This window comes from Arthrobacter sp. PAMC25284 (assembly GCF_019443425.1).
Lineage (GTDB): Bacteria > Actinomycetota > Actinomycetes > Actinomycetales > Micrococcaceae > Arthrobacter > Arthrobacter oryzae_A.
Window position 1 is genome coordinate 2,601,784 of sequence record NZ_CP080382.1, and the last position, 14,445, is coordinate 2,616,228.

General features: G+C 65.7%; 16 protein-coding genes. 15 read left to right on the top strand and 1 reads right to left on the bottom strand.

Annotated elements, in window-relative coordinates:
- Positions 1–73 precede the first annotated feature (73 nt).
- The 14 genes from KY499_RS18280 to rplI all read left to right on the top strand — a co-directional run bounded on the left by KY499_RS18280 (position 74) and on the right by rplI (position 13,060).
- Entirely contained in the window at positions 74–661 is a 588-nt protein-coding gene (locus KY499_RS18280; protein WP_258190741.1) for a PucR family transcriptional regulator ligand-binding domain-containing protein, read from the top strand.
- Positions 570–1,754, top strand: coding sequence for a CdaR family transcriptional regulator (locus tag KY499_RS12030; protein ID WP_258190742.1), 1,185 nt, complete (start codon positions 570–572; stop codon positions 1,752–1,754). Before KY499_RS18280 ends, KY499_RS12030 begins: the two co-directional genes overlap by 92 nt.
- Positions 1,755–1,807: 53 nt before the next feature.
- Positions 1,808–2,071 (top strand): LysR family transcriptional regulator, encoded by a 264-nt coding sequence (locus KY499_RS12035; protein ID WP_258190743.1) that lies wholly within the window; start codon positions 1,808–1,810, stop codon positions 2,069–2,071.
- Between the two features lie 54 nt (positions 2,072–2,125).
- Entirely contained in the window at positions 2,126–3,808 is a 1,683-nt protein-coding gene (locus KY499_RS12040; RefSeq protein ID WP_219885480.1) for an ABC-F family ATP-binding cassette domain-containing protein, read from the top strand.
- A 136-nt stretch (positions 3,809–3,944) separates the two neighbouring features.
- The gene (locus KY499_RS12045) at positions 3,945–4,715 is read left to right on the top strand and encodes a DeoR/GlpR family DNA-binding transcription regulator (protein WP_219885481.1); all 771 of its coding nucleotides are present in this window, start codon (positions 3,945–3,947) and stop codon (positions 4,713–4,715) included.
- Positions 4,712–5,899: an MFS transporter gene (locus KY499_RS12050; protein ID WP_219885482.1), complete on the top strand. Its 1,188-nt coding sequence runs from the start codon at positions 4,712–4,714 to the stop codon at positions 5,897–5,899. Before KY499_RS12045 ends, KY499_RS12050 begins: the two co-directional genes overlap by 4 nt.
- Positions 5,900–5,971: 72 nt before the next feature.
- Positions 5,972–7,468 (top strand): bifunctional phosphatase PAP2/diacylglycerol kinase family protein, encoded by a 1,497-nt coding sequence (locus tag KY499_RS12055; RefSeq protein ID WP_123256166.1) that lies wholly within the window; start codon positions 5,972–5,974, stop codon positions 7,466–7,468.
- Between the two features lie 145 nt (positions 7,469–7,613).
- Positions 7,614–8,555, top strand: a complete 942-nt coding sequence (locus KY499_RS12060; protein WP_219885483.1) for an ABC transporter ATP-binding protein — start codon at positions 7,614–7,616, stop codon at positions 8,553–8,555.
- Between the two features lie 3 nt (positions 8,556–8,558).
- Positions 8,559–9,449: an ABC transporter permease gene (locus tag KY499_RS12065; protein WP_258190744.1), complete on the top strand. Its 891-nt coding sequence runs from the start codon at positions 8,559–8,561 to the stop codon at positions 9,447–9,449.
- Between the two features lie 211 nt (positions 9,450–9,660).
- Positions 9,661–10,986, top strand: a complete 1,326-nt coding sequence (locus tag KY499_RS12070; protein ID WP_123253897.1) for a M18 family aminopeptidase — start codon at positions 9,661–9,663, stop codon at positions 10,984–10,986.
- Between the two features lie 317 nt (positions 10,987–11,303).
- A complete protein-coding gene (gene rpsF, locus KY499_RS12075) occupies positions 11,304–11,609 on the top strand; it encodes a 30S ribosomal protein S6 (RefSeq protein WP_123253896.1) in 306 nt (101 codons plus the stop codon).
- 55 nt (positions 11,610–11,664) lie between these two features.
- Positions 11,665–12,225, top strand: a complete 561-nt coding sequence (locus KY499_RS12080) for a single-stranded DNA-binding protein (RefSeq protein ID WP_219885484.1) — start codon at positions 11,665–11,667, stop codon at positions 12,223–12,225.
- Positions 12,226–12,350: 125 nt separating this feature from the next.
- A complete protein-coding gene (gene rpsR, locus KY499_RS12085; protein ID WP_003800144.1) occupies positions 12,351–12,590 on the top strand; it encodes a 30S ribosomal protein S18 in 240 nt (79 codons plus the stop codon).
- A 17-nt stretch (positions 12,591–12,607) separates the two neighbouring features.
- Positions 12,608–13,060, top strand: a complete 453-nt coding sequence (rplI, locus tag KY499_RS12090) for a 50S ribosomal protein L9 (RefSeq protein WP_123253894.1) — start codon at positions 12,608–12,610, stop codon at positions 13,058–13,060.
- A gap of 175 nt (positions 13,061–13,235) precedes the next feature.
- Here the strand turns inward: rplI and KY499_RS12095 are convergent, their stop codons facing one another.
- Positions 13,236–13,658, bottom strand: coding sequence for a DUF1801 domain-containing protein (locus KY499_RS12095; RefSeq protein WP_123253893.1), 423 nt, complete (start codon positions 13,656–13,658; stop codon positions 13,236–13,238).
- Positions 13,659–13,775: 117 nt separating this feature from the next.
- Here KY499_RS12095 and KY499_RS12100 point away from each other — a divergent pair, with 117 nt between their 5' ends.
- Entirely contained in the window at positions 13,776–14,402 is a 627-nt protein-coding gene (locus KY499_RS12100; protein WP_219886994.1) for a CE1759 family FMN reductase, read from the top strand.
- Positions 14,403–14,445 lie beyond the last annotated feature (43 nt).

The following is a 14,445-nucleotide window of genomic DNA, read 5'->3' on the forward strand; positions in this document are numbered from 1 at the left end:
GTGTGTCCGGCACGGAGCCACACCATAAGAGCCAATATGTAAAGAAAAACGTGAAGGGCTTTACACTTTGTAAATGCAGCCCACTGTCCGATCCGTCCTTGGCCTTCCCGTGCTGCGGGAGGCCAACCCGCAGATCCTCGGTGGCGGGAAGGCCCTGGATAACCCCGTCCGCTGGGTCCATGTGAGCGAAGTACTCGACATTTCCGGGCTCCTGTCCGGCGGGGAGCTTGTTCTGACCACGGGGCTTGAGCTGGAAAAGGCACCCGGCCTCACGGCAACGTTTATCCGGTCGCTGGAGGAGGCGGGAGCCGCGGGCCTGGTCGTGGAAGTCATCGGCAACCGAATGCGGAGCATGGACGCCCTGCGCGCGGCCGCGCCCGGCGCGACGATGCCGGTGATCGTGGTGGAACGGCGGGTACGCTTCGTGCAGATTACGGAAATTGTGCACCGTTCGATCGTTGCCGAGCAGTTGGAACGCGTGGAACGTGCGCGGGATGTCCACGAAGCTTTCACAACGCTGAGCCTGGAAAGCGCGGGGACCCAGCAAGTCGTGGAGCAGGGCCTCAGCCATGATCGGTGCCCCGGTTGTCCTGGAGGACCTCTCGCACCTCGTCCTCGCATTTTCGGCCGGCCAACTCAATACCGCGGACCTGCTCGATGACTGGGAGCGGAGGTCGCGGACCACACCGTCAGCCTCGGAGACATCCCGGAGCGGCCCGGAAGCCTGGCTGCAAACGTCCGTAGGCGTGCACCGGCAGCTGTGGGGGCGGCTCGTGGTTCCCATGCCGCTCGACGACGACGAGGCGGCGGCCATGGTGCTGGAACGCGCGGCACAGACGCTGGCCATCAATCGGCTGGCCGAGCGGGACCGGCGGGAGCTGAGCCACCAGGCGCAGGCCGGGCTCCTTAATGCCCTCCGTCAGCCCCGCGGGCTGAGCGAGGGCGAAGCGCAGGCGCGTGCCGCCGCGCTGGGCCTCAGACGCTCGTCCTACTATGTGCCGGTGGTATTCCGGAGTGACGGAGCGTCCGCCGGGTCATCGCCCGACGACGCGGCGGCCGACGGTGATCCGCTCGCCGGCCAGCAGGAGGAGCGGGCACTGCTCGAGCAGCTCGCCCGGGCCCTCAAGTCCGGCTCGGGCACCGCACTGACAGCGAGTATCCGGTCAGGTTCGGTGGGTATGATCCTGGCGATTCCGGCGAAACAACTTGAGGATCCGATGCTCCAGCGCCTCGCCGATGCCCTTGCCAGTGCTAGGCCGCCGTCCGGTCCGTCCCTGGACGGAGGCCGTCCGCCCGGCCACCCGGAGGTGACGTGGAGCATCGGCGTCGGCCGCCTGCGCGGTTCCCTGCTGGAGGCGGCGGCGGGTATTGACGAGGCTGCCCACGTCGCCGAGACGGCCGCGACCCTGCCGGGTGGCCGCAAGCCGTTCTATCGGGCGACCGATGTTCGCCTGCGAGGGCTGCTGGCTCTGCTGCGCAAGGACCCCCGCGTGCAGCAGTTCGTCGAGTCCGAGCTGGAGGGCGTCCTGAACGCCGAAGCCCGGGGCGCGGAAGGGTACCTTGAGTTGCTCGGACAGTACCTTGAGTCCGGTGGCAACAAGGCCGCCATCGCCCGCAACGGCTACCTGAGCCGGCCGACGCTTTACGCCCGGCTGGCCCGGCTTGAGGCGCTCCTCGCCGTCGACCTGGACGACGCCGAATCCCGGACGTCGTTGCACGTGGCCCTCCTGCTGCACCGGCTGCGTACCCTGTGACCGTGCCGACCTACTCAGAATGCGCGCATTGAGGAATGGCGAAGCCTTTTATCTTGCCCCAGCTTCGGTACTTCGCGGTGATAGCCGAGCTCGAAAATATGACAGCCGCGGCCGAACGGCTGCTGATGACCCAGTCGACGCTCTCCACAGCGATGGCCCAGCTTGAAGCCAGCCTGACAACACAGCTGTTTGTGCGCCTGCGGGCGTCCAGATCGTGGGTCACCCGTTCGACGACGCGACGGTTTTCACGGTTGGCGCCGCTTGAAGCCATCCGGCCGTGGGCAGCACGCCGGCCGGATCTCCTGGTGATGAGCTAGCCGCCAGCCTCGTCTCCCACGGCCCGGCCGACCGGGCCGTGGGAGGATGGAAGCGTGGCTCATATTGACGTTTCCGGCATCGACTACTTCCTTTCCGACGGCACCCAGCTCCTCAACGGAGTGACCTTCAAGGTTCCGGACGGCACCAAAACGGCGCTGATCGGGCCGAACGGAACCGGGAAGACAACCCTGTTCCGCATCATCGCCGGCGACCTCGTCCCGGATGAAGGCGTGGTCGGGCGCTCCGGCAACATGGGCATCATGCGCCAGTTCGTCGGCCAGGTCAGGGACGAATCGACGGTCCGGGACCTGCTGGTGTCCGCCGCCCCGCCGGCGCTGGCCGCCGCGGCCCGCGCCGTGGACGAGGCCGAACTTGCCATGCTGGAGCACGACGACGAACCCACCCAGATGAACTACGCCCAGGCCATTGTGGACTGGGGCGATGCCGGCGGATACGACGTCGAAACCGTCTGGGACGAGATCTGCATGGCCGCGCTCGGCCTGCCGTTCGACCGCGCCCAGCACCGCCCGGCGTCGACCCTCTCCGGCGGCGAACAGAAGCGCCTGGTTTTGGAGGCGCTCTTCTCCGGCCCGGACGAGCTGCTCCTCCTGGACGAACCGGACAACTACCTCGACGTCCCGGGCAAGCGCTGGCTCGAAGCGAAACTCAACGAATCCAAGAAGACCGTCCTGTTCATCAGCCACGACCGGGAACTGCTGAACAACGCGGCGGGCCGGATCGTCACGCTCGAGCCCGGAATTAACGGCGCCGGCGCCTGGATCCATGGCGGCGGCTTCGGCTCCTACGTCGACGCCCGGGCCGACCGCAACGCCCGCTTTGAGGAACTCCGGAAGCGCTGGGATGAGGAGCATGTCAAGCTCAAGGAACTCGTCAATATGTACAAGAACAAGGCGGCGTTCCGCTCCGATATGGCCAACCGCTACCAGGCCGCGCAGACCCGGCTGGCGAAATTCCTCGAGGCTGGACCGCCCGAGGCCTTGCCGATAGAGCAGAACGTCCGGATGCGTCTCAAAGGCGGACGTACCGCCAAGCGGGCCGTCGTTGCCGAGAAGCTGGAACTCACCGGTCTGATGAAGCCGTTCTCCACCGAGGTCTGGTTCGGCGATCGCGTCGGCGTGCTGGGCTCCAACGGCTCCGGCAAGAGCCACTTCCTGCGCCTGCTTGCCACCGGCGGCACAGATCCCGAGCGGGAGCACCTGCCGGTGTCTGAGGTCGAGATCGCCGAGGTGCCGCACGAAGGCACCGTGAAGCTTGGCGCCCGGATCCGGCCCGGCTTTTTCGCCCAGACCCATATCCGCCCCGACCTGCTCGGCAAGACCCTGCTGGATATCCTGCACCGCGGCGACGAACACCGCTCCGGGTTGGGTCGCGAGGCGGCCGCCGGTGCCTTGGACGGCTACGGCCTGGCCGGGCAGTCGGAGCAGAAGTACGACTCCCTCTCCGGCGGCCAGCAGGCCCGCTTCCAGATCCTGCTGCTCCAGCTCTCGGGGGCCACCCTGCTGCTGCTCGATGAGCCCACCGACAACCTCGACCTGCACTCGGCCGAGGCTCTGGAACGGGCAATCGACCACTTTGAGGGAACCGTCCTCGCTGTCACCCATGACCGCTGGTTCGCCCGCACCTTCGACCGTTTCCTCGTCTTCGGCTCCGACGGGAAGGTCTACGAGTCTGCGGAACCCGTGTGGGATGAAAAACGGGTCGAACGCGCCCGCTAGAGCAACGACGCGGGGTCGGATAGCGCCCTTATTCCTTCGGTTTATAGGCGATATCTGACCCCGCGTTGTTTGGCCGGAGGCGGACGGAACTTGCGCAAATAATGATCAAATAATCAATGATAGGTATCATTTGATCATGAGGACTGATGAGCGACACCGCCTGATCGGCGACCTGCTGCGCGGCCGGGAGCGCGTGACCGTGGACGAACTGGCGGCCGCGTGCGGTGCCTCCGGTGCCACCATCCGACGCGACCTCGACGTTCTGGCCCGGCATGGCGTGCTGCGGAGGGTACACGGCGGGGCCAAGAGCCTGCTGTTCGGCGGCGAAAACCCGGAGTACGCGCAGAGGGAGCTGGAAGAGAATGCCGTCAAGAAACGGATTGCCGCCGGAGTTGCGGCGCTGCTCAAAGACCACAGCCACGTCTGGCTGGACAGCGGCTCCACAGCCACGGAAATCGCCCGCCAGCTGCAGCATCGCGAGATGACGATCATGCCCATGTCTCTGCGGGCGGTCAGTGTGCTGACCGCGGATTCCCAGGCCGGATGCCGCCCCGAGTTGTTGCTGCCAGGCGGAAGCCTGGTCCCCGGCGAGCAGTCCTTCCGCGGACCCATGACGGAAGCCAACATCCGCTCGCTGCGCTTCGATACCGCGGTGGTCACTCCCTGCGCGGTGACTCTTCAGGACGGACTGTTGGCCCACGACCTCGACGACGCCGCGGTGAAGCGCGCAGGACTTGAATCCGCGGGGCGGGTGATTGTTGCCTGCTCCGGCTCCAAATGGAACGCCAGTGCCGTGGCGCTCGTCGCGCCGCTCGATGCCGTCGACGCCGTTGTTACGGATTGGATGTTCAGCCCGGACGAACTTGCCCAACTTGACCGATACTCCGTGAAAGCAATGATCGTATGACACAAACCGCAACGCGGCCGCAGCTCAAGGCTGCGGCCGCCGCCACATTCCTGATCTTCGGTATCAACGGGCTCGTGTTCGCCAGTTGGGCCGCCCGCATCCCTGCGGTCACGGAGATCCTGCAGATCACCGCCGGACAGATGGGGACACTGCTGCTGTGCGTGGCGGTTGGTTCGCTGATCGCCCTGCCCACCGCCGGTCATGTGGTCGGCAGGATCGGGACGGCCAACACGGTTCGAGCCGCCGGGCTTCTGGTGGCCGCCGCCGGTGTGGGCATCGCGCTGTCACTCGCAGCCGGAGCCGTTTCGGGAACTGCAATCTCACTGTTCTTCTTCGGCATCGGCATCGGACTCTGGGATGTCTCCCAGAACATTGAAGGCGCCGACGTCGAACACAAACTCGGCCGCACAATTATGCCGCAGTTCCACGCCGCCTTTAGCGGCGGGGCCTTCGTCGGTGCCCTGATCGGCGCCGGGCTGTCCAACATCGGCATCGGGCTTCCGGCCCACCTGCTGGTGATCGCGGCCGTAGTTGCGGCCGCGGCCCTTGTAACACCGAAGTACTTCCTCGAACATGTGCCGGCCGCTCCACGGCCGGCCGGGGAAGCCAAGGAGCCACGGGCCGCCAGTGCCTGGCGGGATGGCCGCACCCTGCTGATAGGCGTCGTGGTGCTCGGCGCCACCCTTACCGAAGGCGCGGGAAACGACTGGATCGCCAAAGCAGCCGTGGACGGACTTGACGCCACACAGTCCACTGGCGCTCTGCTGTTTGCTGTCTTTGTCCTGGCCATGACTGCCGTGCGATTTTTCGGCGGCAGGGCGATCGATATCTACGGCCGGGTGGCATTGCTCCGGGCCAGCATGGCCGCAGCGGCCCTGGGGCTGGGACTCTTCGTCCTGGCCGGAAATATCTGGCTCGCCACAGCCGGTGCCGCGCTGTGGGGCGCCGGTGCGGCCCTCGCGTTCCCGATGGGCATGTCTGCCGCGGCAGACGATCCCAAGCACGCCGCCGCCCGGGTCTCGGTGGTTTCCACCGTGGGCTACATCGCTTTCCTCGCCGGCCCTCCGCTGTTGGGCTACCTCGGGGACCTAACCGGAATCCGGACCGCGCTGCTGGCGATCGGGGTTCCGATTCTGGGTGCACTCATGCTTGCCGGTGCCGCGAAGTCTTTGCGCGGCAAGTGAGCGGCCGCCGCGGGCCCGGGTGCTCTTGACCGGACTACGGCGCGCACGGTCCCGCGGCAGTAGGGTGGTCCAGTGCAGAGCATACTGAGGAAGGCGCGGGGGAGGGCGGACAGATTCGACCGGAAACTGGTCAGTGCCGTGTCAGCCTTCCCGGGCGGCGTACATGACGATTTTTTCCGGCAGCTCTCGGCCGCGGCCAACAAGGGAAAGCTGTGGTTCGGCATCGCCGCCGTGTTGGCCCTGTTTCCCGGCAGGACCCGGCGTGCCGCCCTGCACGGCCTGCTGGCGCAGGGCGTCGCGTCCAGCATCACCAACCTGGGCTTCAAGACACTGCTGCCGCGGGCCCGCCCCCACCCGGAACACCTCCCGGTGTTCCGGTTTGTCCATCCCCAGCCCACCAGTTCCTCCATGCCCTCGGGACACTCTGCCTCCGCCGCGGCATTCGCTGTCGGGGTGGGGCTGGTCCGCCCGGGGCTCGGCGCCGCGCTGGCCCCGGTTGCGGCGGGGGTGGCCTACTCCCGGGTCCATACCGGAGCCCACTGGCCCTCCGATGTGGCTTTCGGGTCGGCAATTGGCGCCGGAGCGGCCCTGCTGACGAGGAAATGGTGGCCTGTCCGTCCGCCCGTGCCCGACACCCGGCGCACCGCGGTTGTGGCGCCGCAACTGCCTGCCGGGCGGGGTCTGGGCATCGCCGTCAACACCCTGGGCGGCTCCTACGCGGCGGCGACCAAAACGGCCCTGGAAGAGATATTCCCGGAAGCGTATATAATTCTTCTCGCCGAAGACGCGGATGTGGCTGCGGAAATTGATGCCGTTGCGACCCGCCCTGGCATCGTCGCCCTCGGCGTCTGGGGCGGCGACGGGACGGTCGGCACTGCCGCGAACGCCGCCGTCGAGCATTCCCTCCCCCTGCTGGTATTGCCGGGAGGAACGCTCAACCATTTCGCCCGCGACACCGGGACGTCCACCATTGAGGCTGCAGCCGAGGCCGCCGCGTCGGGCACGGCGGCACGGTCCGACGTCGGCCGGGTGAGAGTGGAGCGCGGGCAGCCGGACAACCCTGAACGCCTCGAGCTGACCATGCTCAATACGGCAAGCATCGGACTCTATCCGGATCTGGTGCGCCGCCGGGAGCAGCTTCAGAAGAAGCTGGGGAAACCACTGGCAGGAGTGATCGCCATGTTCCGGACCTTCGCGGCGGGCTGCCCCACCACCCTGATCGTCGACGGCGTACGGCACCGGCTTTGGATCCTGTACATCGGCCGCGGCCGGTACTACCCCCGAGACCACGCGCCGCTGCTTCGGCCCGTGTTGGATGACGGTGTCCTTGACCTTCGGATGATCACGGCCGACGAAGCCCTTGCGCGCGTGCGACTGCTCTGGTCCGTCCTGACAGGAACGGTGGCAACGTCCGGCATCACGCACCTGAGCGAATCGAGCCGGATCCGGGTGGAATCCGGGGAATCATCCATGGTCCTGGCCGTCGATGGCGAGGTAATGGCCGGAGTTCGCACTGTCGACCTAACCGTCCGCCGCGATGCCCTGGTCTACTACTCCCCCGGGTCCTGACACGGCCGGACCACCCTGAACCGTCCCTGATTCATCCCTGAAACCGGCGGAAAACTGTAGGCGGTGTGGGTAGCGTGGGGTGTACGCCGTTTGCCGGTTCGCGGCGGACTGTTATTGCCCGCTCCCTACGCAAAGGAACGCTTCCATGATCGAAGCACGAAACCTGACGAAGGTCTACGGCGACAAGACCGCCGTCGCCGGCGTGAACTTCACCGTCGAGGCCGGGCGGATCACCGGCTTCCTGGGCCCCAACGGCGCAGGCAAATCCACCACCATGCGCATGATTATGGGACTTGACCGGCCAACGTCGGGCACCGCCACGGTTAATGGCGTCCCGTTTGACCGGCATGCCGCCCCGCTGCGTGAGATCGGCGCGCTGCTGGATGCCAAAGCCGTCCACACCGGCCGTTCCGCCTACAACCACCTGCTGGCGATGGCGGCCACGCACGGCATCCCCAGGAAGCGCGTGCACGATGTCATTGAAATGACCGGGCTGACCGAGGTGGCCAAGAAAAAGGTCAAGGGGTTCTCCCTCGGCATGGGCCAGCGGCTGGGCATCGCGGCCGCGCTGCTGGGCGACCCGCAGACCATTATTTTGGACGAACCCGTCAATGGCCTCGACCCGGAAGGCGTCGTCTGGGTCCGGACCCTGGCCAAGCACCTGGCATCGGAGGGCCGCACGGTGTTCCTCTCCAGCCACCTGATGAGCGAAATGGCCGTCACCGCGGACCACCTGATTGTGATTGGACGGGGACGGATCATCGCCGACGCCCCGATCCGGGACATCATTGCCGGCCAGGGCCTGAGCAGAACCCGCGTCCGCACCGACCAGCCGGATCAGCTTCAGCAATTGCTGGCCGGAACCGGCGTTACCGTGGCGCGGCAGGAAAACGAACTGCTGGAAGTCACGGGTCTGGATCCGCGGCAGATTGCGCGTGCTGCCCTGGACGGCCGGGTCATGATTTACGAACTCACCCCGCTCCAGGTCAGCCTCGAAGAGGCCTACATGGAACTGACCAAGGACGAAGTCGAATACCACTCACACATCACCGCGGGCGCAGCTCCCGTGCAGCCCGGAGGTAACTAGCCCATGAGCCATTCAGCCCTCGACACCACTGCTGCAGGCGGCGGCTCGCGCACTTCCAGTACCAGCAGCCCCGGGGTTCCCGACGTTGGAGCAGGCCCGTCCTTCCTGCGGGTGTTGAATTCCGAGTTCATCAAGTTCCGCACGCTGTTCTCCACGCTGATGCTGCTGGGAGCCACCATGCTGGTCCTGGTCGGTTTCGGTGCCCTTTCGGCCTGGGGAACCGGCACATTCTCCGAGGCCGCCGCGACAAATCCGCGGGCCGGGGCTGCTTTTGCCGACCAGGGGGCAGAGCTCGCCCTGGGCGCCCCAACCTCCGGCGTCCTCTTCGCGCAGCTGATCCTCGGCGCGCTGGGCGTGTTGTTAATGAGCTCAGAGTTCACGACCGGCATGGCCCGTTCCACCTTCGCCGCCGTACCGCGCCGGACGCCGGCCTTCGTCGCCAAACTGATCGTGGTCACGGTGACGGCCTTTGTACTCACCCTTGTGGGGGTATATATGGCGGGCCTGGTGGCTCTCCCAATCCTGGGTACCTACAACCTCCCGCTGGATCTGGCGAGCCCCCAGTCGATCAAACTGATGCTGGTCAACAGCCTGTACGTGGCGGCCGTCGCAGCGATCGGCATGGCCCTGGGCACGTTGATCCGCAACTCTGCCGGGGGCATCATGAGCCTGGTCGGGCTGTTCTTTGTGGCGCCGATTGCCTTCCAGCTGATTCCGGGAGACTTCTTCGTGGAGGCCCGGAAGTACCTGCCCGGCAATACGTTGGACCCGCTGACCGCAGTAGAACATGTCCCCGACACGCTGGAAGTGTGGCAGGCCGCCCTGGTTCTGGGCGCCTGGGTGGCGGTTCCGGTGCTGCTGGCCGGGATCCTGCTGAAGAAACGTGACGTCTAGCCCGGCCGGCCCGCGTCGGCCCTCTCGCCTCAGCCCACCGGCAACCACCGGACATGCCCTCCCCCGCGCCAGGGAATGGACATACTGCCGCTATGTCCATTCCTGGCGGATAGGGGAGGGCATGTCCCGTCCGGGACCGGCACCCCTCGGCCCCGCAGCGGCACACCAGGACGGAACGGACCGCATCCGGGGCAGCGCTAGACTCGGAGCCATGCCGACCCAGAGCACAGCCGCTGACCACATACGGGACCTCGGGGCGTATGTCACCGCGTCGCCGTCGAGTTTCCACGCCGCGCACGAGGCCGCCCGGCGGCTGGACTCGGCGGGCTTCACCGGACTGGATGAGTTGCAGCCGTGGCCTGTTGCCGGAACCCCGGGTGGGTCCGGTGCCGGAAAGTTCTACATCATCCGCGACGGTGCCCTGATCGCGTGGGTGGCACCGGCCGACGCTGGACCCACCACCGGATTCAACATCCTGGGAGCCCACACCGATTCGCCCTCATTCAAGCTCAAACCGAAGCCCACCACGGGCAAGCTCGGCTGGCTGCAGGCCGGCGTCGAAGTTTACGGCGGACCACTGCTGAACTCGTGGCTGGACCGCGAACTCCAGCTTGCCGGCCGTCTCGTGATGCTGGACGGCACCGAGCATCTCACCGCCACCGGCCCGCTGCTGCGCTTTCCCCAGCTCGCCATCCACCTGGACCGCTCCGTCAATGACGGGCTGACCCTGGACAAGCAGCAGCACATGAACCCGGTCTTCGGACTCGGGGATCCGGCCGATGCGGACCTGCTGGCGCTGCTCGCCGGGAAGGTTGCCGGAGCCAGCGTGGATCCCGCCCGGATCGGCGGGTACGACGTCGTCATCGCGGACACGCAGACGCCGGCCGTGTTCGGGGCCAAGGGCGAGTTCTTCGCCTCCGGCCGGCTCGACAACCTCTCGGCAACCCATGCCGGGCTCACGGCATTGATCGCGCACGCCGCATCGGCGCTTCCGGACGGCGCCCCGATCGCCGTACTGGCCGCCTTCGACCACGAGGAAATCGGTTCCGCGTCCCGTTCCGGCGCCAGCGGACCCATCCTTGAGGATGTGCTGGTGCGTATTTCCGACGGACTGGGCGCCTCGGCGAGCCAGCGGCGGCAGGCGTTTGCGGCCTCGTTCTGCGTCTCGGCCGACGCCGGCCATGCCGTCCACCCCAACTACCCGGAGCGCCACGATCCGGTCAACCGCCCGGTGCTCAACGGCGGCCCGCTGTTGAAGATCAACGCCAACCAGCGCTACGCGACCGACGCACATGGTGCCGCTCGCTGGGCACGGCTCTGCGGTGACGCGGGGATTCCGTATCAGGAGTTCGCCTCCAACAATGTGATGCCGTGCGGTTCGACGATCGGCCCGCTGACGGCCACCCGGCTGGGCATACGGACGGTCGACGTCGGCGTTCCCCTGCTCTCGATGCACTCGGCGCGTGAGCTGTGCGGCGTCGACGATCCGTACCGGCTGGCCGAGGTCACGGAGTTGTTCTTCCGCACGCCGGCATAGCCCGGCGCAGGCGGCAATCTGGACCACAACGTTCGCCGTGAAGGTCAGGATGAGGAACCCCCTGGCCTGATCATGGCCTGCCGGATGCACCGCCTGCCGGGTTTTCTACATGCCCGGCTGCGGGTGTTGATGCCTCGGCCCGGCTGCGCCTACCGTGGGGCATGGAATCGCCGAATCCAGCCCAGATGCCCTAAGATAGTGAAGTCTGTGCTGCGACCTGACACCGTTCCGGTGGAAGTCCAGCGCAAGACACCGCAAATGAACCTCCTGTTACGGAAATGCCGTAACCGCTTAGCCCAAAGGAGGTGGGTTCACATATGCGTCCTTACGAATTGATGGTAATCATCGACCCCGAGGTCGAAGAGCGCACCGTCGAGCCAACGCTTCAGAAGTTCCTGAGTGTCATCACCAACGATGGTGGAACCATCGAAAAGGTTGACATCTGGGGCCGCCGTCGCCTGGCATACGAAATCCAGAAGAAGACCGAAGGTATCTACGCCGTGGTGAACTTCACCGCCGAGCCGGCTACCTCCAAGGAACTTGACCGCCAGCTGAGTCTCAACGAGACCATCATGCGCACCAAGATCACCCGCCCCGAAGTACAGAAGGTTGTTGCTGAGTAATTTCAGCCCACGATTTTCCGCTTCACCCCCGCAGGAACGAACAAGGAGGCAGTAGATGGCAGGCGAAACCACTATTACGGTCATCGGTAATCTCACCAGTGACCCCGAACTGAGGTTCACACCGTCAGGTTCGGCCGTGGCAAACTTCACCATCGCTTCCACCCCGCGCACCTTTGATCGCCAGTCCAATGAGTGGAAGGACGGGGAAACCCTGTTCCTCCGCGCATCGGTTTGGCGTGAAGCAGCCGAAAACGTCGCCGAATCCCTGACAAAGGGTATGCGTGTGATTGTCAACGGCCGTTTGAAGAGCCGTTCCTACGAAACAAAAGAAGGCGAGAAGCGCACCGTTATCGAGCTCGAGGTCGATGAAATCGGCCCGAGCCTGCGCTACGCCAATGCCAAAGTCAACCGCACCCAGCGCTCCGGCGGTCAGGGTGGCCAGGGCGGCTTTGGTGGCGGCAACAGCGGCGGCGGCTCTGGTGGAAACCAGGGCGGCAACTCCGGTGGGACATGGGGCGGCAACCAGCCCGCAGCGCAGGAAGATCCTTGGGCCACGCCCGGGGTCAGCAATGCCGGCGGCTGGGGCAACGGCCCGGATTCCGAACCTCCCTTCTAAACAACATCTAGGGTCCGGCAACATCAGCCGCCGAGGCGCCGCGAGGCGCGCGGGGGCTCATGCCGCCGGACCACCACCATCCCGTGGATCAATATCCACGGGCTCCATCGAATAGGAGCTCCACGATGGCTAAGGCTGAACTCCGTAAGCCCAAACCAAAGTCCAACCCCTTGAAGGCCGCTGACATCACTGTCATCGACTACAAGGACGTAGCATTGCTGCGCAAGTTCATCTCCGACCGCGGAAAGATCCGCGCCCGTCGCGTCACTGGCGTCACGGTGCAGGAACAGCGCAAGATCGCCCAGGCAATCAAGAACGCCCGCGAAGTTGCTCTGCTGCCTTACTCCGGCGCTGGCCGCGGCTAAGGAAGGGATTAACTAACATGGCAAAGCTCATTCTGACCCACGAAGTAACCGGTCTCGGTGCTGCTGGCGATGTTGTCGAGGTCAAGGACGGTTACGCACGTAACTACCTGCTGCCCCGCAACTTCGCTCTGACCTGGTCCAAGGGCGGCGAGAAGCAGGTTCAGTCCATCAAGGCTGCCCGCGCTGCCCGCGAGCACGCTTCCCTGGAAGACGCTCAGAAGCAGGCCGCTGCACTCTCCGCCAAGCCGGTCAAGCTCGTTGTCAAGGCTGGCGAGACCGGACGTCTGTTCGGCACCGTCAAGCAGGGCGACGTGGCCGACGCTGTTGAGGCCGCTGGCCTTGGCCGCATCGACAAGCGCAAGGTTGAACTGCCAGCACACATCAAGTCGGTTGGCTCCTACCAGGCCAACGTTCGTCTGCACGACGACGTTGCCGCTGTGATCGAACTCGACGTAGTCGCAGGCAAGTAATCACTTCGACTACCGCCGTTTTGGCTAAGCAGTCCTGAACTGCTGAAAAGCCCCCGTCTTCGGTTCCTCCAGGAATTGAACACGGGGGCTTTTTCGTGCCCGGCCGCCCCACCGCGGGATCACTTTTGGTCCATAAAGGGCGCGGCAACGGGCCGGAAGTGGCACCGCGTTGCGGTCAGGACTGGTGCAGCACGGTGGTGATATGCCGGTAACCGGTTCGGATCAGTTCCCGGAGGACGGCTTCGTCCACGTCGGCGAGTTTATTCACATACAGGCAGCCGGCGCCGGTCTTGTGTTTGCCCAGGCGTTCGAGAAGTCCGGCGGCTTCCGGGCTGTACGTGGCGCCGTAGATCGACAGGCTGGCCTTCCGTGGTGAAAAGCCGACGGCGGCTGCATCCCCTTCGCGTCCGGTCTCGTATTTGTAGTGATACTGGCCGAAGCCCACAATCGTTGGTCCCCACATCCGGGGCTGCTCCCCGGTGATCTCCGCCATGAGGGCGAGGAGCCGGAGTCCGTCGGCGCGCCTGACGGGGTGCTCGACGGCGGCAAGGAAGTCCATAACGGAGGCATCGGTTGGGCGGGTTACATTCTCAGCCATTCCGCGATTGTGGCAGACAGAGCCGGCATTGTCAGCCGCGGAGGGGAATAAACACCGAAGGCTGCGACTTATCCCAGTAGATGCAAATGCATACAGTTACTTCGAATGGAGAACGCCGTGGAAGCGCGCCGCATAACTGTCCTTACCGCCGGGCTCGGCGTCCCGTCGTCGAGCCGCTTGCTGGCAGACCGATTGGCAGCCGCTGCCCAAAGCAGTCTCTCGGCCGCCGGGATCACCGCCACAGTCGAGGTGGTGGAGCTGCGCGAGCACGCCGTGGAAATTGCCAACAACTTCGTGACAGGCTTCGCCGCACCCCGCCTCGCGGAAATGATTGCCCGGGTCGAGGCCTCCGATGGCGTGATTGCCGTGAGCCCGGTGTTCAGTGCCTCGTACAGCGGACTGTTCAAATCGTTCATCGACATCCTGGCGCCCGGTTCACTGGAGGGCAAGGCCGTCCTTCTCGGTGCCACCGCCGGCACGGACCGGCACCAGATGGTGCTGGACTTCGCCATGCGGCCGCTCTTCACCTATCTCCGCGCGCGTATTGCGGCCACCGCGGTCTTCGCCGGACCACAGGACTGGGGGAACGGCGGCGACGGCGGTTCGCCGCTCTCCCGCCGGGTTGCCCGGGCCGCGGCGGAATTCGCCGGCCTGCTCCAGAGCACTGAACCCGGGCGGAAGCCTTCGCCGCCGGAGTCGCTGCCCTTTGAACAAATGCTGGCCGGTATCTCCGCGGGACACTGAACGGAGGCCCTCGCCAGCCGCAGCGTGCCGGAAAACAATGGGC